General features: G+C 59.7%; 17 protein-coding genes. 3 read left to right on the forward strand and 14 right to left on the reverse strand.

Annotated elements, in window-relative coordinates; translation table 11 throughout:
* Position 1: 1 nt before the first annotated feature.
* The 3 genes from AADJ11_RS15620 to AADJ11_RS15630 are packed head-to-tail and all read left to right on the forward strand — an operon-like array spanning position 2 to position 2,632.
* Positions 2–949 (forward strand): iron chelate uptake ABC transporter family permease subunit, encoded by a 948-nt coding sequence (locus tag AADJ11_RS15620; RefSeq protein WP_341235530.1) that lies wholly within the window; start codon positions 2–4, stop codon positions 947–949.
* Positions 924–1,883 (forward strand): iron chelate uptake ABC transporter family permease subunit, encoded by a 960-nt coding sequence (locus AADJ11_RS15625; RefSeq protein WP_341235439.1) that lies wholly within the window; start codon positions 924–926, stop codon positions 1,881–1,883. The genes AADJ11_RS15620 and AADJ11_RS15625 overlap by 26 nt, the downstream gene beginning before the upstream one ends.
* A complete protein-coding gene (locus AADJ11_RS15630; protein WP_341235440.1) occupies positions 1,880–2,632 on the forward strand; it encodes an ATP-binding cassette domain-containing protein in 753 nt (250 codons plus the stop codon). The genes AADJ11_RS15625 and AADJ11_RS15630 overlap by 4 nt, the downstream gene beginning before the upstream one ends.
* Here the strand turns inward: AADJ11_RS15630 and cysG are convergent.
* From cysG to phnL, 14 genes are all read right to left on the reverse strand, one after another.
* A complete protein-coding gene (gene cysG / locus AADJ11_RS15635) occupies positions 2,629–4,053 on the reverse strand; it encodes a siroheme synthase CysG (protein ID WP_341235441.1) in 1,425 nt (474 codons plus the stop codon). The two genes, AADJ11_RS15630 and cysG, sit on opposite strands and share 4 nt — an antisense overlap.
* Positions 4,050–4,985 carry a glycosyl transferase family protein gene (locus tag AADJ11_RS15640; protein WP_341235442.1) on the reverse strand — a complete coding sequence of 312 codons (936 nt, stop codon included), beginning with the start codon at positions 4,983–4,985 and terminating at the stop codon, positions 4,050–4,052. The genes cysG and AADJ11_RS15640 overlap by 4 nt, the downstream gene beginning before the upstream one ends.
* Positions 4,982–7,558, reverse strand: coding sequence for a molybdopterin-dependent oxidoreductase (locus tag AADJ11_RS15645; protein ID WP_341235443.1), 2,577 nt, complete (start codon positions 7,556–7,558; stop codon positions 4,982–4,984). The genes AADJ11_RS15640 and AADJ11_RS15645 overlap by 4 nt, the downstream gene beginning before the upstream one ends.
* Positions 7,555–7,890 carry a nitrite reductase small subunit NirD gene (gene nirD, locus AADJ11_RS15650; protein WP_341235444.1) on the reverse strand — a complete coding sequence of 112 codons (336 nt, stop codon included), beginning with the start codon at positions 7,888–7,890 and terminating at the stop codon, positions 7,555–7,557. Before nirD ends, AADJ11_RS15645 begins: the two co-directional genes overlap by 4 nt.
* Positions 7,887–10,325, reverse strand: a complete 2,439-nt coding sequence (nirB, locus tag AADJ11_RS15655) for a nitrite reductase large subunit NirB (protein ID WP_341235445.1) — start codon at positions 10,323–10,325, stop codon at positions 7,887–7,889. The genes nirD and nirB overlap by 4 nt, the downstream gene beginning before the upstream one ends.
* Before the next feature lie 4 nt (positions 10,326–10,329).
* Positions 10,330–12,018 carry an ABC transporter ATP-binding protein gene (locus AADJ11_RS15660; protein ID WP_341235446.1) on the reverse strand — a complete coding sequence of 563 codons (1,689 nt, stop codon included), beginning with the start codon at positions 12,016–12,018 and terminating at the stop codon, positions 10,330–10,332.
* A 42-nt stretch (positions 12,019–12,060) separates the two neighbouring features.
* Positions 12,061–13,149, reverse strand: a complete 1,089-nt coding sequence (locus tag AADJ11_RS15665) for an ABC transporter permease (RefSeq protein WP_175498487.1) — start codon at positions 13,147–13,149, stop codon at positions 12,061–12,063.
* Between the two features lie 71 nt (positions 13,150–13,220).
* Positions 13,221–14,591, reverse strand: coding sequence for a CmpA/NrtA family ABC transporter substrate-binding protein (locus AADJ11_RS15670; protein WP_341235447.1), 1,371 nt, complete (start codon positions 14,589–14,591; stop codon positions 13,221–13,223).
* A gap of 247 nt (positions 14,592–14,838) precedes the next feature.
* Positions 14,839–15,987: a CmpA/NrtA family ABC transporter substrate-binding protein gene (locus tag AADJ11_RS15675; protein WP_341235448.1), complete on the reverse strand. Its 1,149-nt coding sequence runs from the start codon at positions 15,985–15,987 to the stop codon at positions 14,839–14,841.
* Positions 15,984–16,568 carry an ANTAR domain-containing protein gene (locus AADJ11_RS15680; protein ID WP_341235449.1) on the reverse strand — a complete coding sequence of 195 codons (585 nt, stop codon included), beginning with the start codon at positions 16,566–16,568 and terminating at the stop codon, positions 15,984–15,986. The genes AADJ11_RS15675 and AADJ11_RS15680 overlap by 4 nt, the downstream gene beginning before the upstream one ends.
* Positions 16,569–16,857: 289 nt before the next feature.
* Positions 16,858–17,670: a hypothetical protein gene (locus AADJ11_RS15685; protein WP_341235450.1), complete on the reverse strand. Its 813-nt coding sequence runs from the start codon at positions 17,668–17,670 to the stop codon at positions 16,858–16,860.
* Between the two features lie 221 nt (positions 17,671–17,891).
* Positions 17,892–19,037: an alpha-D-ribose 1-methylphosphonate 5-triphosphate diphosphatase gene (locus AADJ11_RS15690; RefSeq protein WP_341235451.1), complete on the reverse strand. Its 1,146-nt coding sequence runs from the start codon at positions 19,035–19,037 to the stop codon at positions 17,892–17,894.
* A gap of 97 nt (positions 19,038–19,134) precedes the next feature.
* Positions 19,135–19,719 carry a phosphonate metabolism protein/1,5-bisphosphokinase (PRPP-forming) PhnN gene (phnN, locus tag AADJ11_RS15695; RefSeq protein WP_341235452.1) on the reverse strand — a complete coding sequence of 195 codons (585 nt, stop codon included), beginning with the start codon at positions 19,717–19,719 and terminating at the stop codon, positions 19,135–19,137.
* The gene (gene phnL, locus AADJ11_RS15700; protein ID WP_341235453.1) at positions 19,716–20,399 is read right to left on the reverse strand and encodes a phosphonate C-P lyase system protein PhnL; all 684 of its coding nucleotides are present in this window, start codon (positions 20,397–20,399) and stop codon (positions 19,716–19,718) included. Before phnL ends, phnN begins: the two co-directional genes overlap by 4 nt.
* Between the last annotated feature and the right edge of the window lie 3 nt (positions 20,400–20,402).

Below are 20,402 nucleotides of genomic sequence, written 5' to 3' on the forward strand. Positions count from 1 at the left end.
GATGGCAATCGCACTTGGTCTGGCGCTTGTGCTGCTGTCGATCACCTCGCTTTTTGTCGGGGTGATCGACATCTCCTTTGCCGCGCTGTGGTCTGACCCCGGTGCGTTAGAGCTGATTGCCATCAGCCGCGCGCCACGGACCATTGCGGTGGTGATTTCGGGCGGGGCCTTGGCCGTGAGCGGGGCGATTATGCAGATGCTGGTGCGCAACCGTTTTGTTGAACCGATGACCGCTGGCACCGGACAGGGCGCGGCGCTTGGCATTCTGCTGGTGACACTTTTCGCGCCGGGCGCGTCGATCTTGGTGCAGATGACGCTGGCCTCGCTCACTGCGCTGATTGCCGGCGCGGGTTTTCTGGCCATCGTGCACCGTCTGCCGCCGACGCAACCATTGCTCGTGGCCCTTGTCGGCCTGATCTATGGCGGGATCATCGGGGCCTGCGTCACCTTCGTCGCCTATCAGGCCGACCTGCTGCAATATGTCGACATCTGGATGAACGGCGAATTTTCAGGCGTGCTACAGGGGCGTTATGAACTGCTCTGGCTCGTGGCCCTTGTCGCGGCGCTGACCTATTTCGCGGCGGATCAATTCGCGATTATTGGCATGGGCCGCACGGCCAGTATCAATCTCGGGCTGAACCACGGCCAGACCATGTTGCTGGGCCTGCTGGCCGTGTCCATCGTGACGGCACTGACGGTGGTAACCGTTGGCATGATCCCCTTTGTCGGCTTGGTCGTGCCCAACATCGTCGCGCAGTTGTCGGGTGATAACCTGCGCCGGACGCTACCGCTTACGGCGATGACAGGCGCGGTGCTGGTGCTGGCCAGTGACATCCTTGGGCGCATCCTGCGTTATCCTTACGAAATTCCGGTCGGCACCATCTTTGGTGTGATCGGTGCCTGCCTGTTCCTTTGGCTGCTTTATGCCCCGAAACGCCATGTTTCATAAGCGGCTCTTCCTACTTGCAACGGTGCTGGCCCTTTGTGTGGCGGGGTATCTGTTGCTGGGGTCACGGGGCAACTGGGGCTTTGTGCTGGCGTTCCGCGCCAACAAGCTTGCCGCGCTGCTGTTGGTCGCCCTGTCGGTGTCAACGGCCACGGTGCTGTTCCAGACGATCACACGCAACCACATCCTGACACCTGCCGTTATGGGCTTTGATGCGCTGTATCTGCTGATCCTCACGGTGCTGGTGTTTATGCTGGGCGCGCAGGATTTCGTGCGCCTGCCAGAGCTTGGGCAATTCGTCCTCAACACCGTGCTGACGATGGCGGCGGCGCTGGCGCTTTTCGGCACGCTGCTCAGCCGTGGTGGAAGCGACCTGTTCCGGATGATCCTGACCGGGATCATATTTGCCGGCCTTTTCCGGTCGATCACCAGTTTTCTGCAACGGCTGATCGATCCCAATGACTATGTCGTGGTGCAATCTGCGTCCTTTGCGCGGTTTTCGCGGATCGACATCGGGTTGCTGACCTTGGCGGCGGCGCTGACCGTGGTGGCCCTTATTACGGCTTGGCGTATGCGCCACAAGCTCGACGTGCTGTCCCTTGGCCCCGAGGCTGCCACCAACCTTGGCGAAGACCCGCGCCGGGGCATGTTCACCATTCTGGTCATCGTATCGGTTCTGGTTTCGGTCTCCACCGCTTTGGTCGGGCCACTGGCCTTTCTGGGGTTGCTGGTCGTCAGCGTGGCGCGCCAGATCACGCCGACGGTGTCCCATGCGGTGCTGCTGCCCTCGGCGGCTCTTGTCTCGGCCATTACTCTGGTCGGCGGGCAATTGCTGTTGGAGCATCTCTTGCAGCTTAGCACGCCCCTGATCGTGGTCGTCGATGTCCTTGGCGGCCTTGTTTTTCTGACCCTTCTTTTGCGGAGGAAACCGCGATGATCACCATTACCGGTTTGAACCATGACAGGGACGGCACCCCTACCCTGCGTGACATCAACCTGACCCTGAACGCTGGTGGCGTGACCGCGCTGATCGGGCCGAACGGGGCCGGAAAATCGACCCTGCTGGCGCTTATTTCGCGGCTGATCCCGATCCAGCAGGGACAGATCACGGTGGACGACCTGCGCATCGGTGCCTGTGCGAATGACGTATTGGCGCGCAAGCTTGCCATCCTGCCCCAATCAAGCGACGCCGCGCCCCTGCTGACGGTGCGCGAGCTGGTCAGCTTTGGCCGCTACCCCTACCACAAGGGCCGCCCTACGGCCCAAGACCGCGAAAAGGTCAGCGCTGCGATTGAGGCTTTTGGATTGCAAGACCTCGCCGAGCGGCGGCTTGATACGCTGTCTGGCGGGCAGCGCCAGCGCGCGCAAGTCGCCATGACCTTTGCCCAAGACACCGATTATATCCTGCTGGATGAGCCGTTGAACAACCTCGACATCGCGGCGTCCCGTGCGCTGATGGCCGTGCTACGGGACCTCGCCGCGCAACACGGGCGCACCATCGTCATCGTGCTGCACGACATCAACTATGCCGCCGCATATGCCGATCAAATCGTCGCGATGAAGGAAGGGCGCATCGCGGCCACCGGTACACCCGGCGATATCCTGAACGCGGAGCTGCTGAAGGAGGTCTTTGACACCGATCCCGTGGTGCATCGCATCGGCGGCAAGGTGCTCGTCGAAGTTTAAGCGCGACCAACCACGCTGAACGCCGCGGCCTTAGCCGTATGAGGCACCACAGCAGATTTTACCGGCACCGTATTTTTGCGCAGTTTCAGCAGCAGCGTCGCCGTGTTTTTTATGCCGTGCTGCGCAAGCGTCGCAGGCAGTGACGCGATATCGCATGTGGCGACGATCTGCGCATCGGTTTGTGCATTTGCGACGATGGTAACGCTGATCTGGTCTGCTGCGTGCCGTGCCGACAGATATGTGCTGATCTGCGGCGCGGCGGCGACTGCCATGTAAAGTGCGACACAACTGCCGGGGCTAAGGTTTTTCACCGCGTTGGGTATCGCCGACCCGTCTGTAAAATGCCCCGTTGTCAGGATCAGCGTGTCAATCGCCTCTCTCTCCGTCAACGTTTGGCCCACGGCCGCTGCGGCACCGCAAGCCGCGGTCACACCGGGGACGATTTCAAACGGGATATCGGCGTCACGCAAGGCGTCGATCTCTTCCAAGCTGCGGGCAAAAACCCCCGGATCGCCGCATTTCAACCGAACCACGCGCGCCCCGCTTTTGGCGGCGGCCAACATCGTTTGGGTAATTTTCTCTTGCGGCCAGCTGTGGCATCCGGGCCGCTTTCCGACGTAGACGCGTTGCGCATCTCTTCGGGCCAGCTCAAGGATCTCGGGATCAACCAAGCGGTCGTAATAGATCACGTCGGCCTCTTGCAGGCGTTGGACCCCGCGCAGGGTAATCAGGTCTTTGGCACCGGGGCCAGCGCCAACCAACGCGACGCTTCCGCCGGTGTCATGTTCAAAATCACCGGTGGCGATGGCCTGCTTGATCATCTGCGCGGCCTCACGCACGCCGCCGCTTGTGTATTTGCGGCGCGGCGCATCGCCAAAGACCCAACGCCACAGGTCACGACGCAAGCGCGGCGCAAGATGCTGCGCAGCACTGGCGCGCAGCCGTCCGGCAAGGGCAGCAAGATCACCCAGATTAGGCTCCAACATCTGTTCGACCTGCGTCTTGATCTGACGGGCCAAAACCGGGGCCGTGCCCTCTGTTCCGATGGCGACCACAACGGGGTCACGGTCCACGATGGACGGGGTGATCGCATCGCATAAGGCGGGCTGGTCAACGACGTTCACGGTCGCCCCCGCCGCCTTGGCCACGCCGTGCAATGCGCTGTCCGCCCCCGGGCATCCGGTCGCGATGAAAACCAATGCTGTCTGTTCAAAATCGCTGGCGCTGATGGCCCCGCGCTGTTGCGTGATCCGGCCAGAGGCGGCCAATGCTGCCAACTCGTCGTCAAGCATGTCGCTCAGCACAACGATCTGCGCGTCGGTCTTGAGCATCAGGCGCGTCTTTTGCGCGGCCTGTTCGCCGCCGCCGACAATCACGACCCGACGGCCCGCCATCTTGATAAACATGGGAAAGGTTTTCATGCGAGGCATCCTTCATATGCGGCGCGGTTCGACCACAGCGCATCCGCCGTGGCTTGGGCCTGCGCCAATGTTGCGTCGGGGTCGAGCGTCCACAGGGCAAGTGCCGCAGTACCCGTTACCGTCGCTTCGGCGAAAGGATCACGCGTTTCGCCCCGCCAAAGCGCCATGGGATCAACCGTTGCATTCTCTTCGTGCAAACGACGGGTTTCCGACAGCAGCGCGGGCGCATTGTGCTGGATATGCTGACCCGAACGCAGCCCGAAACAGACGATATCCTTGGAGGGATGCCGCTCGAATTCGCCACCGCCGCCCTTAATGATGCTCAGGGTTTGCTGCCCCAACATCTCAGCCGCCTGCGCCTGCAGGCTGCGGTATGAGGGATGGAAAACCCCCTGAACGGTGGCTTTTGCGCGGGACGGGTTCCACATCCGCAGCACCGTGTTGATACAGGACCGAAGCCCCAGATCAGCCCGCAAACCCAGCAAGGCAAATGCTTCGGGACATAGATCAGCCAACGGATCATAGCGAACCTGCGGCCCTGCCAGCGCGCGTATGTCTTGCGGGGTCATCGTACTATTCTGATAGGCGTTATGCCCGTGCATGGAGACCCGCACACCGCTTTGTGCCACCAGACGTGCCGCAAGCAGGTACAGCGGCGCGCCACGGCTGCGACCGGCAGCATAGCTGGGCCAATCCAGATCAGCGACAGGCAACGCGCCCGAGACATGCGCGCGTAAAGCCGCCGTAAAACCTGCAATCTCTTGTGGTTCCTCGCCCCGCAAGCGCAGCACCATAAGGAGCCCCCCGACGGCCTCGGGCGCGGCACGCCCTTCAAGGATCACGCTCATCGCTTCTTGTGCCTCATCCAGCGTCAGGGCGCGGGCGCGGCCCTTGCCCTGTGCGACGATCCTGACAAAGGGTGCGAGGGTCATTCTGCGGCCACCGGAACTGTGTTTTGAGCAATAAGATCGGCCAGTTCAGGTTTGCAGGAACCGCAGTTGGTGCCGGCGCATGTGACCTCGCCCAGTGCTTGAACGGAAAATGCGCCGGCATCAATCGCCGCCTGCAACGTGTTCCGCCCCACGTTGAAACACGCACAAACCACGACGCCCGGATCGGGTTGATCTTGGCGCATCCGTCCGGCCAGCGCCTCGAGCGGCGGCGTGACTGTCCCCACATGCGAAATCGCGGCAGAGCGTGACAGGATCACCGGTGTCCGTGCAGCAAAAAACACGGCCTGTATCACGCCCTCGCGGTGCAACGCGACACGGATGGTGCCATCCGCGCGGTCTTCAAAAACAGATGTTTCCGCGTTGGGTGAATGGATCATGCCGCCCAGCATCTTGGTCCAGCTGTCTGGGGCGTCAGTGCCTGCCATCTCGACCTGCCAACCGGTCGCCGTCCGCGCAATCGCGGCATAGGGTGTCTGGGCCTCGGGCTGGTGCAAACACGCCAGAAACCCGTACCATTTTGCCTTAAACGGTTGAACAGAAACATCGCCCCGCTTCAGCGCAGGCTGGCCGGAAAACGGGTCGGTCACGGGTGCCACAAGGGCATTGACCGTCGCGCCGCGGGCCGTCTGACGGGTCCAGTGCATCGGTGCAAAAAGCTGTCCCTTTGCAACACGGTCGGTGACCAGCGCCCGCAGGATGTTGCGGCCTTGCGCGTTGTGCACCTCAATCAGATCACCATGGGCGGTGCCGATCTCTGCAGCATCAAGGGGATGTATTTCAAGATACGGCTCTGCCAAATGCGCGCCCAGTTTCGGTGATTTTCCGGTGCGCGTCATCGTGTGCCACTGGTCGCGGTTACGGCCCGTGTTCAGGGTCAGGCCTGTCTGCTGCGCCACCGGTGCTTGAACCGGCAACATCCGCGCCTTGCCATCCGCGTGGTAAAACTGCCCGTCGGCAAAGAACCGTGTATCGTTGCGTGGCCATTGGGTCGGGATCAGTTTCGCATAATCGGCATCGGCAAAAATGCTCAGATCCAGATCGCGAGCGAACGGACGCGTGGTGGCGTCCAGCGCGATGTATTCGGCAAAGATATCTGCGGGGGTGTCGTAGGCAAAGGCGTCGGCAAAACCCATGCGTGCGGCCACATCGCTGATGATGCGCCAATCGGGGCGCGCTTCGGCGGGTGCAGGCAGAAAGGCGCGTTGACGCGAGATACGCCGCTCCGAGTTGGTGACCGTACCGTCCTTTTCACCCCATCCCGATGCAGGCAGCAGCACATCGGCCAAATCGCCGGTGTCCGTCCGCGCCATAATGTCCGAGACGGCTACAAAGGGCACGTTCTTGATCGCCTGCACGACATTCTCGGCGTTCGGCATTGAGACCGCAGGATTGGTGGACATCACCCACAGCGCCTTGATCTTGCCAGCCGCACAGGCATCAAAAAGATCGACGGCCTTGAAACCGGCCTGCGTGCAAATTGTAGGGCTGTTCCAGAAAGTTTGCACGGTGTCGCGGTGGTCTGCGTTTTCAATATCAAGGTGATTTGCCAGCATATTGGCCAAACCACCGACCTCGCGGCCGCCCATGGCATTGGGTTGTCCGGTGACCGAAAACGGCCCGCATCCCGGCTTGCCAATGCGCCCTGTTGCCAGATGACAGTTCAGGATCGCGTTGACCTTGTCGGTGCCGCATTGCGACTGGTTCACCCCTTGGGAATAGACTGTCACGACCTTTTTCGTCCGCCCCCATAGTCGGAAGAACTGTGCGATATCTTCGGGGGCCGCACCTGACTGTAGCGGATCACTGGCCCGCGCCGTCGCCAGCGCCGCCTGACAGCCGCCCACATGCGCGGTGACATACTCCATATCAAGCTGGCCCTGATCCGCCAGATACGTCAGCAAACCGTTGAACAGGGCCACATCGCCATCGGGGGCAATGCGCAGGTGCATATCTGCCAGATCGCAGGTCGCCGTTCTGCGCGGATCGATGTTGACGACGCGCATTTCGGGCCGCGCTTGCTTGGCCGCCGCGATGCGCTGGTACAGCACCGGGTGGCACCAGGCGAGGTTGGACCCGACCAGCACGATCAGATCAGCCTCCTCCAGATCGGCATAGGTGCCGGGGACTGTATCGGTGCCAAAAGCGCGTTTATGCCCCGCCACGGATGACGCCATGCACAACCGCGAATTGGTGTCGATATTGGCCGATCCGATGAAACCCTTCATCAGTTTGTTTGCGACATAGTAATCTTCGGTCAGCAATTGGCCCGAAACATAAAACGCGACGCTGTCAGGACCATGGTCGCGGATCGCATCGCTAAACTTGGTCGCGACCTGATCAAGCGCGCTGTCCCACGTGGCCGGCTGCCCCGCAATTTGCGGATGCAACAGGCGGCCGTCCAGATCAATGGTTTCGCCTAGCGCCGAGCCTTTGGAACACAGGCGGCCAAAGTTTGCAGGATGGTCGGGATCGCCCTTGATGGTGCCATCGGCCCCGGCCAGCACACCACATCCGACGCCACAATAGGGACAGGTGGTACGCGTCAAGCTCATGCGGCGGACCGTGCGGCCAGAAATGCGGCGTCAAGCTCGATCCGCCCGCCCGCCACGCGTGCGGGATAGGTACCCACCTGCCCTTCATCCGCGCCCTGCGCTACGCCGGTTTCCAGCGAAAACACCCAATTGTGCAGCGGACATGTAACCGAGGAACCATGCACGATCCCCTCGGCCAAGGGGCCGCCCTTGTGCGGGCAGGTGTTGTCGAGGGCATAAACCTCATCGCTCGCGGTGCGGAACACGGCGACACAGCCCTGCGCCGTCTTGACCACCCGCGCGCCGCGCTGCGGGATGTCGTCCAGCGCTGCGATATCAATCCACCTGCTCATTCCGCCGCCTCCAGATCAAAACGTGCTAAGGGCTGATAGCTTGCTGCCTTGTCCTTGGCGTGGGCCGCCCATGGGTCATGGCGATAGATGCTTTGGCTTAGCTCGAACCGTTCGACCAATGCCGCACGCCCTTCCAGGTCGTCTTGGATACGCTCTTTGATCCAGTCCAGCCCGACCTTGGCCATCCATTTATATATACGGTCCAGATACTTGGCGTTTTCGCGGTACAGCTGGGTCACGGCCTTGATCACCGCGATGGCCTCGTCCTCGGTCGCGACTTGCATCAGCAGTTCGGTTTCCTTGACATCCATACCAGCCGCGCCGCCGATGCTGATCTGAAAGCCGCTGTCGACACAGATCACGCCAATATCCTTGCATGTCGCCTCGGCGCAGTTGCGCGGGCAGCCTGACACGCCAAGTTTCAATTTATGCGGTGTCCACGAACCATGCAGGGTCTTTTCCAGCTTGATGCCAAGGCCGGTGCTGTCTTGGGTACCAAAGCGGCAATGATCGGTGCCCACGCAGGTTTTCACCGTGCGCAGCCCCTTGGAGTACGCATAGCCCGAGACCATGCCGGCGTCGTTCAGATCCTTCCAGATTGCGGGCAGATCCTCGCCTTTAACCCCCAGCAGATCGATCCGTTGCCCGCCGGTCACCTTGACCGTGGGCACCATATATTTATCCGCCGCATCGGCAATCGCGCGCAATTCATCCGGCGTCGTGATCCCGCCCCACATGCGCGGCACGACGCTGAACGTGCCATCTTTTTGGATGTTGGCGTGTTTGCGTTCGTTGATGAACCGGCTTTGCGGATCATCGGCATAGTCCAGCGGCCAATCGGCCAGCAGATAGAAGTTAAGCGCAGGGCGGCAAACGTGACAGCCGCAAGAGGTCTTCCAGCCGCATTCCTGCCAGACCGCGGGCATTGAGGTCAGGCGCTGTGATTTGATCATCCGGCGCACGTCCTCGTGGGTCATGTCTGTGCAGGCACAAATCGACGCGGCGGCGGGCAGCACAAAATCATCCCCCAGCGTGACGGCCAAAACCTGTTCGACCAACCCCGTGCAGGTGCCACAGGATGCCGATGCTTTGGTGGTTGCCTTTATCGCCGCCAGATCGCCCGCGCCTGCGGCAATCGCGTCTTCGATCTGACCTTTGCAAATGCCGTTGCAACCACAGATTTCCGCATCACGCGGTAAGGCTGCAACGGCTGCGAGCGGGTCCAGCTGGGTTCCCCCCTGATAGGCCGGGCCAAAGATCAGCGTATCGCGCATGTCGCTGATGTCGGCCTTGTCGCGGATCAGGCCGAAAAACCAGTTACTGTCGGCGATATCGCCATACATCACCGCCCCGATGACGATGTTATTCTCGATCACCAAACGGCGGTACACACCACGCGCGGGGTCGCGGAACACGATGTCCTCGCGCCCTTCCCCATCGGCAAAGTCCCCGGCCGAGAACAGATCACACCCCGTGACCTTAAGCTTGGTCGACAGCTCTTTTTGCACAAAGGCGGCATCGGCCCCCAGCAAGGTTTGGGCAGCGACCTTAGCCTGATCGTATAAGGGTGCAACAAGCCCGAAAATCGCGCCATCATGTTCCACGCATTCACCGACCGCCAGAATATCAGGGTCGGAGGTCAGCATTTGGTCGTCAACATGAATACCGCGCCCCACGGCCAGCCCCGCCTCGGACGCCAGGGCAACATTCGGGCGGATGCCCACGGCCATGACCAATAGATCGCAGGGCAATTCGGTGCCGTCATCCAGCAGCAAGGCACGAACATGGCCGTCTTTGCCGAGTATTTCTTTGGAGTTGGCGGAACATTTGATCGTGATGCCCTTATCAACCAAGGCTTTGCGCAACAGATAGCCCGCCGCTTCATCCAATTGACGCTCCATCAGGTGGCCCATGATATGGACAACCGTGACATCAACACCCCGCGCCGCCATGCCAGCCGCCGCCTCAAGCCCCAGCAGACCACCCCCAATGACAACGCATTTGTTGTCCGGACCCAGGGCCATCATCCGTTCGGTGTCCTCAAGATCGCGGTAGGCAATGACGCCTTGCAGATCATGACCGGGCAGCGGGATGATAAAGGGGTTGGACCCGGTGCCTAACATCAGCTTGTCATAGGGCAGCACATCGCCATTCTGGGCCGTCACCGTTTTGGCCGCGCGGTCGATGCTGGCGATCCGTTCGCCAAAGCGGCAGGTCACATTATTGTCGGCGTACCATTGCGCGCTATGGGTCTCGATCTCGGCATAGGTTTTGTCGCCAGCCAAGACGGGCGACAGCATGATGCGGTTGTAATTGCCGCGCGGCTCGGCGTTGAACAGGGTCACCTCATAAGCGTCTGGCGCGGTTTCCAGCAACGTCTCCAACGCGCGACCGGTGGCCATCCCTGCCCCGATGATGATCAGCTTCTGTTTCATATCGTCACTCCGCTGCGATGGGTTTTGGGGCCGGGGTTTTGGCGTTTTTGGACGTGTTGCCATGCTCGTATTCCTCTAGGAAATCGAGCACCTCCTGCCGGTAGGTGTAGTAATCGGGATGCTCCAGCAGTGCTTTGCGGGTGCGCGGTCGGGGCAGTTTGACATCCGTGATCTTGCCGATCGTCGCCTGTGGCCCGTTGGTCATCATCACGACGCGGTCCGCCAGCAAGATCGCCTCGTCCACATCATGCGTGACGCAAACGGCGGTAACCTTGGTGCGCGACCAGACCTCCATAAGAACTTCCTGAAGCTCCCAGCGGGTCAGGCTGTCAAGCATGCCGAAGGGTTCATCCAGCAGCAGCAGCTTGGGCGACAGCGCAAAGGCCCGCGCGATGCCGACACGCTGTTTCATGCCGTTTGAAAGCGACGCCGCATCCTTGTCCATGCTATCCGCCAGACCGACGCGTTCAAGATAGTATTCGATCACGTCCTGCCGCTCTGCCTGAGAGGCCTTGGGATAGACCTTGTCCACACCGATGGCGACGTTTTCCTTGGCCGTGAGCCACGGGAAGAGGTTCGGCGATTGGAACACAACAGCGCGTTCGGGGTCTGCCCCCTCCACATTCCAGCCGTCCAGCCGGATCGCCCCCTTGGAAATCGGATTAAGCCCTGCCGCCATGGTCAGCACCGTGGATTTGCCGCAGCCCGAGTGCCCGATGAGCGAGATGAACTCCCCCTTGTTGACCTTGAGGTCGAAATTCTCGACCACGGTCAGCGGCCCCTTGGGCGTTGGATAGACTTTGTGAAGCTGCGAGAAATTCAGATACCGTTCTTCAATCGGGCTGTGCTGTGCTGCGGTCACCGCACGTGGCACTGCGTGGATGGGTGTGACCCCCGGCAGGGTCTTGGTTTCTTCGACCTTCGCCTCGATCCCCACATCCATCAGGTATTTCGTGACACTGGCCCGCAGCGCCTTGAAGGTATCGTCGTTGTTCATGGCCATCCGGTCACGGGGGCGCGGGATGTTCACCTCGATCGGGTCGGCCAGCGTCCCGTCAGGGTTCAGCGGCACAATGCGGTCGGCCAGCAAGATCGCCTCGTCCACGTCATTGGTAATCAGAATGCAGGTCTTTTTATCCTGCTCCCAAATATCAAGGATCTCATCCGCCAGATTGGCCCGTGTTAGCGCATCCAACGCCGACAGCGGCTCGTCCAGCAGCAGCATTTCGGGGTTCATCGCCAGTGCGCGCGCCACGGCGACCCGTTGGCGCATCCCGCCTGACAATTCCGCCGGCCGCCGCGCCGTAGCGTGCGACAGGCCCACCATGCTTACGTAATGGTCGATCTTCTCTTGCCGTGCGGATTTGGACAGCTTGGGGAAAACAGCGTCGACCGCCAGCCCCACATTGCCGCCCACCGTCAACCACGGCATCAAGGAATAGCTTTGAAAGATCAGGCCGCGTTCCGGCCCCGGTTCGGTGATCGGCGCACCTTTGAAGGTCAGGCTACCGCTATCAGGTGTCTCAAGCCCCGCGATCAGGTTCATCAGCGTGGATTTACCCGTGCCGGAAAAACCGAGGATCGCAAGGAATTCCCCCTCTTTGACCTCAAGGTTGATGTTTTTAAGAACCTCGGCGCGGTGGGTGCCGACGCCGAAACCCTTGTTCACATTTTTGATGGACAGAATGCTCATGGTTTTTCCTTTATGCGCTACCGCTTTGCCGCTTGGCGCGGGTCACCGGTTTGCCGAGAAGGTGAACATGGATTGCAGCGCGTACATCACGCGGTCCAGCAGGAAGCCGATGATCCCGATGGTAAAGACCGCCACCATGATCTTGGCCAAGCTCTGAGACGACCCGTTTTGGAATTCATCCCAGACAAATTTGCCAAGGCCGGGGTTCTGCGCCAGCATTTCTGCCGCGATCAGCACCATCCAGCCCACACCAAGGCTTAGGCGCAATCCGGTAAAGATCAGCGGCAGCGCCGAGGGCAGTACCAGTTTGGTGATCTTGGTCCATGTGTTCATTTTCAGAACCCGCGACACGCTAACCAGATCTTTGTCGATGCTGGACACGCCAAGGGCGGTGTTAATCAACGTGGGCCACAGCGAACACAACGTGACCGTGATGGCCGAGATCAGGAAGGATTTGGAAAACATGCCATCATTGCTGGCATAGACCGCCGAGACGATCATGGTCACAATCGGTAGCCACGCCAGCGGCGAGACCGGTTTGAAAATCTGGATCAGCGGGTTCAGGGCGGCATTTGCCGTCTGTGACAGACCCGCCGCGATGCCAAGCGGGATGGCTATGATTGACGCAATTAGGAAACCAAAGAAAACCGTTTTGATCGAGGTCCAGATTTGCGCGTAATAGGTGGGCCTGCCGGTATAGACACGCTGTTTGACGTCATCCGCGCGACCGTCCGCAATCAGCTTTGCGTTCCGCACATCCTGGCGTTCATAAAACGCTGCGGCTTTTTCACGTTCGCGGATGGCATCGGCGTTCAGGCTGATGGCCTGTTCCCAGACTTGCACCGGACCCGGCACCGCACCCAGCGAGGTTTGTACCTTGGGGGCCAACGCGCCCCATGCCAGCAGGAAGATCACAATCGCCAGAACAGGAACCCCCAGCAAACGCCAGACTTCACCGATCTGCGCCTTTGGGTTGTCGCCAGCGGCTGCTTTCAGGATCGGCGTAAGCCAGGCCAACCCCAGCACCTGAAACCAGTTGTCAGCCTTGTTGATGCGGGTGAAAAGGCGGGCGCGCTTGGCCTCTTTGTCCAAGGTGACGGCGGACAATGTATCGGGGTCGGTGACAGACATGGGGGGTATCCTGTGTTCTGGGCAAACATGGGGGGTGCCCCGCGCGACAGATGCCGCGCGGGGCGCAGGGCTTAGCCCTTGATCTGGTTGTCGACGATCATCTGATCGCCTTTCAGGCCGATGGGCAGGCTATCCAGATAGGCGTTGGGTGCGCGCCCGTCGTAAGCGATGCCGTCAATGATATCCTCGGCAGGTGTTGGCGCTTTGAAGCCGTCGCTGTCCCATGGGAAATCCGCCGCGTCGGCCGTGCCCTCGTCCACCAGCATTTTTGCGGCAGCGAGGTAAAGATCGGGGCGGTAAACTTCCTTGGCGGTATCGACGAACCATTCATCCGACTTCGGCTCGGCGATCTGACCCCAGCGGCGCATTTGCGTCAGGTACCAGATGGCGTCCGAGTAATAGGGATAGGTCGCATTGTGGCGGAAAAAGACATTGAAATCAGGGATTTCGCGCTTGTCGCCCTTTTCGAACTCGAAGGTGCCTGTCATCGAGTTGGCGATCACTTCGTAATCCGCGCCCACATATTCGGACCGCGACAGCATCTCAACCGCTTCTGGACGGTTGGCGTTTTCATTCTCGTCCAGCCAGATCGCGGCGCGGATCAACGCCTTGGTCATGGCCAGCGTTGTGTTGGGGTTCTCTTTGGCAAACTCGGCGCTAATGCCAAAGACCTTCTCGGGGTTGTTCTTCCACAGCTGGTAGTCGGTGATGACAGGCACGCCGATGCCTTTGAACACCGCCTGTTGGTTCCATGGCTCGCCGACGCAATAGCCAAAGATCGTACCGGCCTCCATCGTGGCAGGCATTTGCGGTGGCGGCGTCACGGACAGGAATACATCCGCACCAATCTGGCCCGAGATATCCTGATCGGAGTAATAGCCAGGCTGCAAACCGCCCGCGGCCAGCCAGTAGCGCAGTTCGTAGTTGTGGGTGGAAACCGGGAAAACCATGCCCATGTTGAAGGGGATGCCCTGATCCTTGTAATCCTCAACCACCGGCTTGAGGGCCGAGGCGGAAATCGGATGCTGCGGGCGGCCATCGTCCATCTTCGGCACATTCGGCTTCATCTTCTCCCAAATCTCGTTCGAGACGGTAATGGCGTTGCCGTTCAGGTCCATGGAAAAGGGCGTGATGATATGTGCCTTGGTGCCGTACCCGATGGTGGCGGCCAGCGGCTGGCCTGCCAGCATATGCGCGCCGTCAAGCTGCCCGTCGATCACACCGTCCAGCAAAACCTTCCAGTTTGCCTGCGCCTCAAGGGTGACAAACAGGCCCTCATCCTCGAAATACCCGTTCTCATAGGCCACAGCCAAGGGGGCCATGTCGGTCAGCTTGATAAAGCCGACGGTCAGTTCGTCCTTTTCCAGATCAAGCATTTCAGCATAAGCCGTGCTGGCCAAAAGGCCTGAGGCGACGAGCGTAAGGGGAAGTTTTCTGATCATCTTTGGTATCCTGTGTCTGGTTGGGGCTGTGTCGCCAAAATAAAAAAAGCCGCACGTAAGCATCACGAAAAATCCGTGTTTCTTACGAGCGGCTTTGCTCTTGGAAGGTTTCCACCATCATTGGCAGAAAGAATTCAGGCAGCAGTGCCCGAAACGTTGATCTCAGGATTTATCAATCCCGACGCGCGTTCAACAATTTTTCTGCACTGCCGCATAAAATTTCGGGCTTCCGCAGCGAACTGCACAATTATTGATCACTAGTTGCTGCAAAATCGAACATTCTACCGTCGAAAAACGCATCCGGGGCCAGAATCATCTGCCCACGCGATGACGCAACGGCGGTCTTTTCCGTGATCGCCCCTTCGACTTTTTCCGATGCACCGGGCAGGTCCGCGCCAATCGCGCCAAGGTATTTGCGATACAGATCGCTGCGAAAGCACTGCTTGGCCAGCGCAATACCAGCGGCATCCGCGCCCAGCCGAGTGGCGATCCACGCTGCCTGACTGCGCCACGGGAAAGACGCGGCGTGATTATGAAACATCAAAAACTGGTCGACCATCACCGGCGAGCCGCCTTGGGTCAGCGTCAACAGCCCCGTAAGCGCAGGCTCGATCACCTCTTGCGACAGGTTCAGATGCTCGCTGCGTCCCAAAATCTCGACCGCCAGCGGTTTGTTCTTTTCGATGTCGAGCCAACGGGCGGATTGGTACACGGCCCGCATGAGATGCCGCGTGGGGTCGGGATTGTCGGCAATCCAGTCATGGCGCGCGGCCAGTACTTTTTCAGGCGCGAACCCCCAAACATGCCGCCCCGCCATCAGAATGCTGCCGACACCGCGCCCGACAATGGCACTGCCCCAGGGTTCGCCAACCCAAAAGGCGTCGACATGCCCGTCGGCAACCGCATCGGCCATGCGCGGCGGCGGAACGGTGACCACTTCAACAGCAAGATCGGGGGCGGATTGGGTCCAGTAAGACAGCAACAACCGGTGCATTGAGAACGGGAACGGCACCCCCACGCGCAAGGGGCTGCCCCCACGCCCGGCCAGCGCACGCAGCAACGCCTGCGGATCGCCAAACGGCACTGGCCTCAGATCGCCCGCCAGCTTTTGCGACACACCAAACACCGTGCCATTCACCGACAACCCCATCAGACTGTCGATTTTCGCAGGCAACCCGCCCAGACCCAGCGACATCGCGACCGGCATCGGTGACAGCATCTGCGCCGCATCCAGATGCCCCAAGGCCAGCATATCGCGCAACGCTGACCATGACGGCTGCCGGATCAGGTTAAGGTCCAGCCCCTCCTCAGCGGCAAAGCCCAATTCGCGCGCGATGATCAGCGGCGCGCTGTCCATCAGCGGCACATAACCACAATTCAGAACGGTGCGGCTCATGTCAAAAGGTCCGATGCTGTCACCAGCGCATGGGCCACATCAATCACCTTGCGTCCCTGATCCATCGCCGCCTTGCGCAGCAGCTTATAGGCCGCGTCCTCGGACATATCACGGCGGCGCATAAGGATGCCCTTGGCGCGGTCGATGGTTTTACGATCCTCAAGCGCCTGCTTGGCCGCCTCCAGCTCGGATTGCATCTGCCGCATCATCTGGAACCGCGCGATCGCGGTCTCGATAACCGATTTGATGCGGTTCATTTGCAGCCCGTCGACAACATAAGCGCTGACACCCGCGGCAAGGGCCGCTTGGGTCAAATCCTGGTCGGTCTGATCCACAAACATCGCCACCGCGCGCGATTTGGTATCCGACACCACGCCGATATGTTCCAAGGTGTCGCGATCCGGGTTTGCCATGTCGATCAGCACGATGTCGGGGGCATGTTTCAGGATCGACTGTTCAAGACCTGACACTTGGGCAATCGCATGCACATCGCTCCACCCTGCCTCAAGCAGCGCGTCGATGATGTTTTTCGCTTTGGCGGTATCTGCCTCGACGACAAGGATACGAAGATCTTTTCTCACGTATCTGGGGTAGCGCAGGCGTACCGGATAGGAAATCTTATCGGGTGGAGAATGGGGCCAAGTTTATTGCCCTGCCTGTTTTTTAAGCGGCTTGTACGGGTAGAGGCATCGAAACAAGCGGCTGGGGCGGTGCGGGTGGCGTGGCGGGCAGATAAGGCGGGGAGGCATCTAGGTGTTGATGTCGGGTCTGGGCCGACTTTGATCGGTGCTGCGGAATTCGAGAATGGCGGCTATGGCCAGATAGCGACCTTTGCAAAATTGGGGTTCGACATAGGGGCACCCCCCAGATTTAAGGAACCAAGTCACCCTCGCTAGGCAATGAGCCGGCTTCGATGCACTTTTTCAGCAACCTGTTCAACAGAGTTGCTGACTCGGCTACGGCAACTGAAAGGTCACACTTGAGCTTGGTGCCGTGAACTGCATTCGAGCGAACACTATATAGCTTCTTGACTGTCTCAAAGATCACCTTTCTCTCAGCGACTTCATCCGGCGCAAGGTATCGCGCCAGATACAAGCTAATTCTGAAACGAATTTCTGAAGTCGCCCCAAAAATCCCCTCTATACCAGCCCATATCACCGCGAGTTTGATCCTCGGGTGAGGGTGCCAATGCATAGAGGCCAAACAGTGGACTGCTGTTTGAAAACTCTCGTTGTTCAGCAACTGGCGTGCTACCGCGAAATGATCCGATAGCCAGCGGGCATCTTCCTCCTCAACTATGAATGGGCTTACATCATTGAAACCGCTCATCTGTCGATGAACTGCTCTAAGGGTACTTTTCGCGGAAATCTCATGAGCGGGGGTGTCAGATTGGATGTTGAACCCCAACTCTATTTGAAAAATCGCAGATAAGAGAAGAGCATCCCACGACGAATTCCATGCGATGGCAGAGACGTCCCTAGAAGAATTTGCGGATACTCGAAACTGTGATCTGATTCGCGGAATAAAAGCAGAAACCACTGCTATGTCATCAGGATGCCGACAAGCTGAAAGGGCGGTTGTGAAATCAAGGTGAGACGTATCAGCTGGCTGCAGCACGATCCCTTCGCCAAGCCGAATATCAGATTTCACCGCGATGCCATTTAGTAGAATGAACGTTTCCATTTAACTAAAACCCTTTGGTCTGGGAAAAGTAACATCACTCTGAGAAGAATGGGCAAACAAGTAAAGTTGCTGCGGGAGGATATCGCCAAAAACTGACCGTCCGCTTCGGGCTGACAGCGATCATTGATCCCAATGAGACGAACGCTAGCAAACGCTACCACCCAAGATCAGCCTCCTTCCCTACTCAATCCCCTCACCACACCCGTCCAGCCGCATCCCCCTCAGGACACGCGCTTTCCGGCGCTCCAAGTTTCGTGCAGGACGGGTGTCTGGTCTTGCAGGGCAAAGCGGATGATGTCGGCCCTCTGACCTACCTCTAATGCCCCGCGATCCATCAGTCCGACGGAGTGTGCGGGCGTGGCTGTGACGGTCTGCATCCCGCGCGCAAGGTTGCCCCAGATATCGCCAAGCTGGACCGCAGCCATCAGCAACCCCGCAGGTACGTAATCAGACGACAGGATATCCAGCAGGTCCATCTGCGCCAGATCAGCCGCGGCAACATTGCCGGAATGGGACCCCCCGCGGATCAGGTTGGGGGCCCCCATGATCGTGGTAATGCCCTTGGCGCGGCATGCGTCGGCAGCAGCGACAGTTGTGGGGAATTCGGCCACGCTCACGCCATAAGAATGGCTTGTGGCGACTTGATCAACGGTCGTGTCATCATGGCTGGCCAAGGTTGCGCCTAGCCGCTTTGCGGCGGCCACCGTCGCGGCCTCGTGTTTTGCCCCAAGCCGCGCCTGAAGCCCGTAGAGGAAATCGACATACCCGTCCCATTGCGCGTCCGAATAGGACCGCTTGCCCCGAATATAGGTCTCGAATTTTGAGATATCGACGAATTGGCGCTGCCCCGGCGTGTGATCCATCATCGACACGATGCCGATGCGGTCCTCCTCCGAAAACTCATCAAGTTCGTCGATCAGGGTTTCGGAACACACCTCGGCCCGCAGATGAATGTGGTGGCTGATCCGCAGCAGCCCCGCCGCGCGGACCCCCATGATTTCGTCGGTCATCTGGCGGGCGTATTTAGGATACCCCGCCCCCGTGTCCGACACGATGGAGCCGATCCGGATCGCGTCGAAAACCGTTGTGATCCCCGCCCCTGCCAGTTCACGGTCATGGGCCAGAATGGCCGCGCGAAACGGCCAGCTTACTTTGGGGCGCGGTTCCAAATGGCGCTCTACATTGTCGGTGTGAAGCTCCACCAGACCGGGGGACAGATAATCCCCCTCAAGATCAATCGCGCCTTTTGGCACGCTGGCACCTTGGGCGATATCTGTGATGACGCCATCCGCAACGGCCAAAGATCCGGTAATGACCTCGTCCTTCAAGATCAGGCGGGCATTGGCGAAAATTGTCTGCTGGGTCATGGGCATGTCACGCTGATTTGGCAGATGTCCGGCATCTGCAGGGAACTTAAGGGATTGAAGGGGTTAACGTTCGCCATCCGGTGATATGTGATGGTTTTCATAAGCATTTCACCTTGTGCGGTGCCCTGCCCGCCTGCGCGGTTACAGCCGGATAAAGATGGTCGAGCGCGGTTTGAACCGTCTGGTCAAGCGATCCGCTATTATCAAGGTGAAGCGCCGAAATACCATCGGGCAAGTCTGCAGTGGCACGGTCAAGCCGCCCGGCGATCTGCATGGCGGTTTCGCGACCTCGGGCGGCCAGCCTTGCGGCAAGTACATCGCGATCAGCGGTCAGATTGATCACCTCAAATTGCGCGAAACGGTCTTTGGCGCGGATCAGAACCGCACGGGACAGGTTTGCCAGCACATCGCGCCCCTCTTGCAGATATGCATCAACCGTCGCGGGGATGGCGTAGTGCAAACCATGCGCCTCCCAGCTAAGCGCAAAGGCACCTGCGGCGTGCAGCGCGTGGAACTCTTCGACCGTTACGCCGTCAAAATCCTCGCCGCCCGCGTTGCTTGGCCGGGTGATCATGCGGCGGGCCAGCACAATGCGCGGGTCATGGGCTGCCATTGCCTGCATCACGCTGTCCTTACCAACGCCTGACGGGCCGACAACGGCGATAAAGCGTCCCCTGCTCATGCGGCCAGACCCGGGGTGAACTGGGTCACGTCGAACTGCTGGTCGCAGATTTCATCGCGCGCGGCGTGGTCATGAAAGATCCCGATGATCGCGGCACCGCGCGCCTTGGCTTCGGTAATCATGGCCAGCACCGTGGCGCGGTTCGTTGGGTCAAGGCTGGCGGTCGGTTCATCCAACAACAGTGCCGGATAAGGGTACGCAAAACCACGCGCGATGTTCACCCGCTGCTGTTCGCCGCCCGAAAAGGTTGTCGGGCTAAGCTGCCAAAGTCGGCGGGGGATATTCAGACGGGTCAACAGGCTTTCGGCTTGTGCGATGGCATCATCGCGGGCCGTTCCTGTTGCCAGCAACGGCTCTGCCACAACCTCCAGCGTTGATACACGCGGCACGACGCGCAGAAACTGGCTGACATAGCCCAGCGTGCGCCGACGCAGTTGAATAATCTCACGCGGGGCGGCGGTTGCCACGTCAATATCGCCTATCATGATCCGGCCCGAGGCTGTCAGGTAATTGCCATAGATCATCCGCATCAACGTGGATTTCCCGGCACCCGATGCCCCGACCAAGGCCACACATTCACCCGCAGAGACGGTTAACGAGGCCCCCTGCATCACCGGAATTTCAGCGGCACCCTGATTGTGCAACACAAAGGACTTTGAAACATTTTCAATAGAAATCATCGG

The organism is uncultured Sulfitobacter sp. (assembly GCF_964021855.1).
Lineage (GTDB): Bacteria > Pseudomonadota > Alphaproteobacteria > Rhodobacterales > Rhodobacteraceae > Sulfitobacter.

Bases quoted from the DNA above. Each gene is read 5' to 3' on its own strand.
- phnN (WP_341235452.1), bottom strand. From the start codon at position 19,719: ATGAGCAGGGGACGCTTTATCGCCGTTGTCGGCCCGTCAGGCGTTGGT.
- AADJ11_RS15685 (WP_341235450.1), bottom strand. From the start codon at position 17,670: ATGGAAACGTTCATTCTACTAAATGGCATCGCGGTGAAATCTGATATT.
- AADJ11_RS15675 (WP_341235448.1), bottom strand. From the start codon at position 15,987: ATGAGCCGCACCGTTCTGAATTGTGGTTATGTGCCGCTGATGGACAGC.
- AADJ11_RS15690 (WP_341235451.1), bottom strand. From the start codon at position 19,037: ATGACCCAGCAGACAATTTTCGCCAATGCCCGCCTGATCTTGAAGGAC.
- AADJ11_RS15640 (WP_341235442.1), bottom strand. From the start codon at position 4,985: ATGACCCTCGCACCCTTTGTCAGGATCGTCGCACAGGGCAAGGGCCGC.
- cysG (WP_341235441.1), bottom strand. From the start codon at position 4,053: ATGAAAACCTTTCCCATGTTTATCAAGATGGCGGGCCGTCGGGTCGTG.
- phnL (WP_341235453.1), bottom strand. From the start codon at position 20,399: ATGATTTCTATTGAAAATGTTTCAAAGTCCTTTGTGTTGCACAATCAG.
- AADJ11_RS15630 (WP_341235440.1), top strand. From the start codon at position 1,880: ATGATCACCATTACCGGTTTGAACCATGACAGGGACGGCACCCCTACC.
- nirB (WP_341235445.1), bottom strand. From the start codon at position 10,325: ATGAAACAGAAGCTGATCATCATCGGGGCAGGGATGGCCACCGGTCGC.
- AADJ11_RS15665 (WP_175498487.1), bottom strand. From the start codon at position 13,149: ATGTCTGTCACCGACCCCGATACATTGTCCGCCGTCACCTTGGACAAA.
- nirD (WP_341235444.1), bottom strand. From the start codon at position 7,890: ATGAGCAGGTGGATTGATATCGCAGCGCTGGACGACATCCCGCAGCGC.
- AADJ11_RS15660 (WP_341235446.1), bottom strand. From the start codon at position 12,018: ATGAGCATTCTGTCCATCAAAAATGTGAACAAGGGTTTCGGCGTCGGC.
- AADJ11_RS15625 (WP_341235439.1), top strand. From the start codon at position 924: ATGCCCCGAAACGCCATGTTTCATAAGCGGCTCTTCCTACTTGCAACG.
- AADJ11_RS15620 (WP_341235530.1), top strand. From the start codon at position 2: ATGGCAATCGCACTTGGTCTGGCGCTTGTGCTGCTGTCGATCACCTCG.
- AADJ11_RS15645 (WP_341235443.1), bottom strand. From the start codon at position 7,558: ATGAGCTTGACGCGTACCACCTGTCCCTATTGTGGCGTCGGATGTGGT.
- AADJ11_RS15670 (WP_341235447.1), bottom strand. From the start codon at position 14,591: ATGATCAGAAAACTTCCCCTTACGCTCGTCGCCTCAGGCCTTTTGGCC.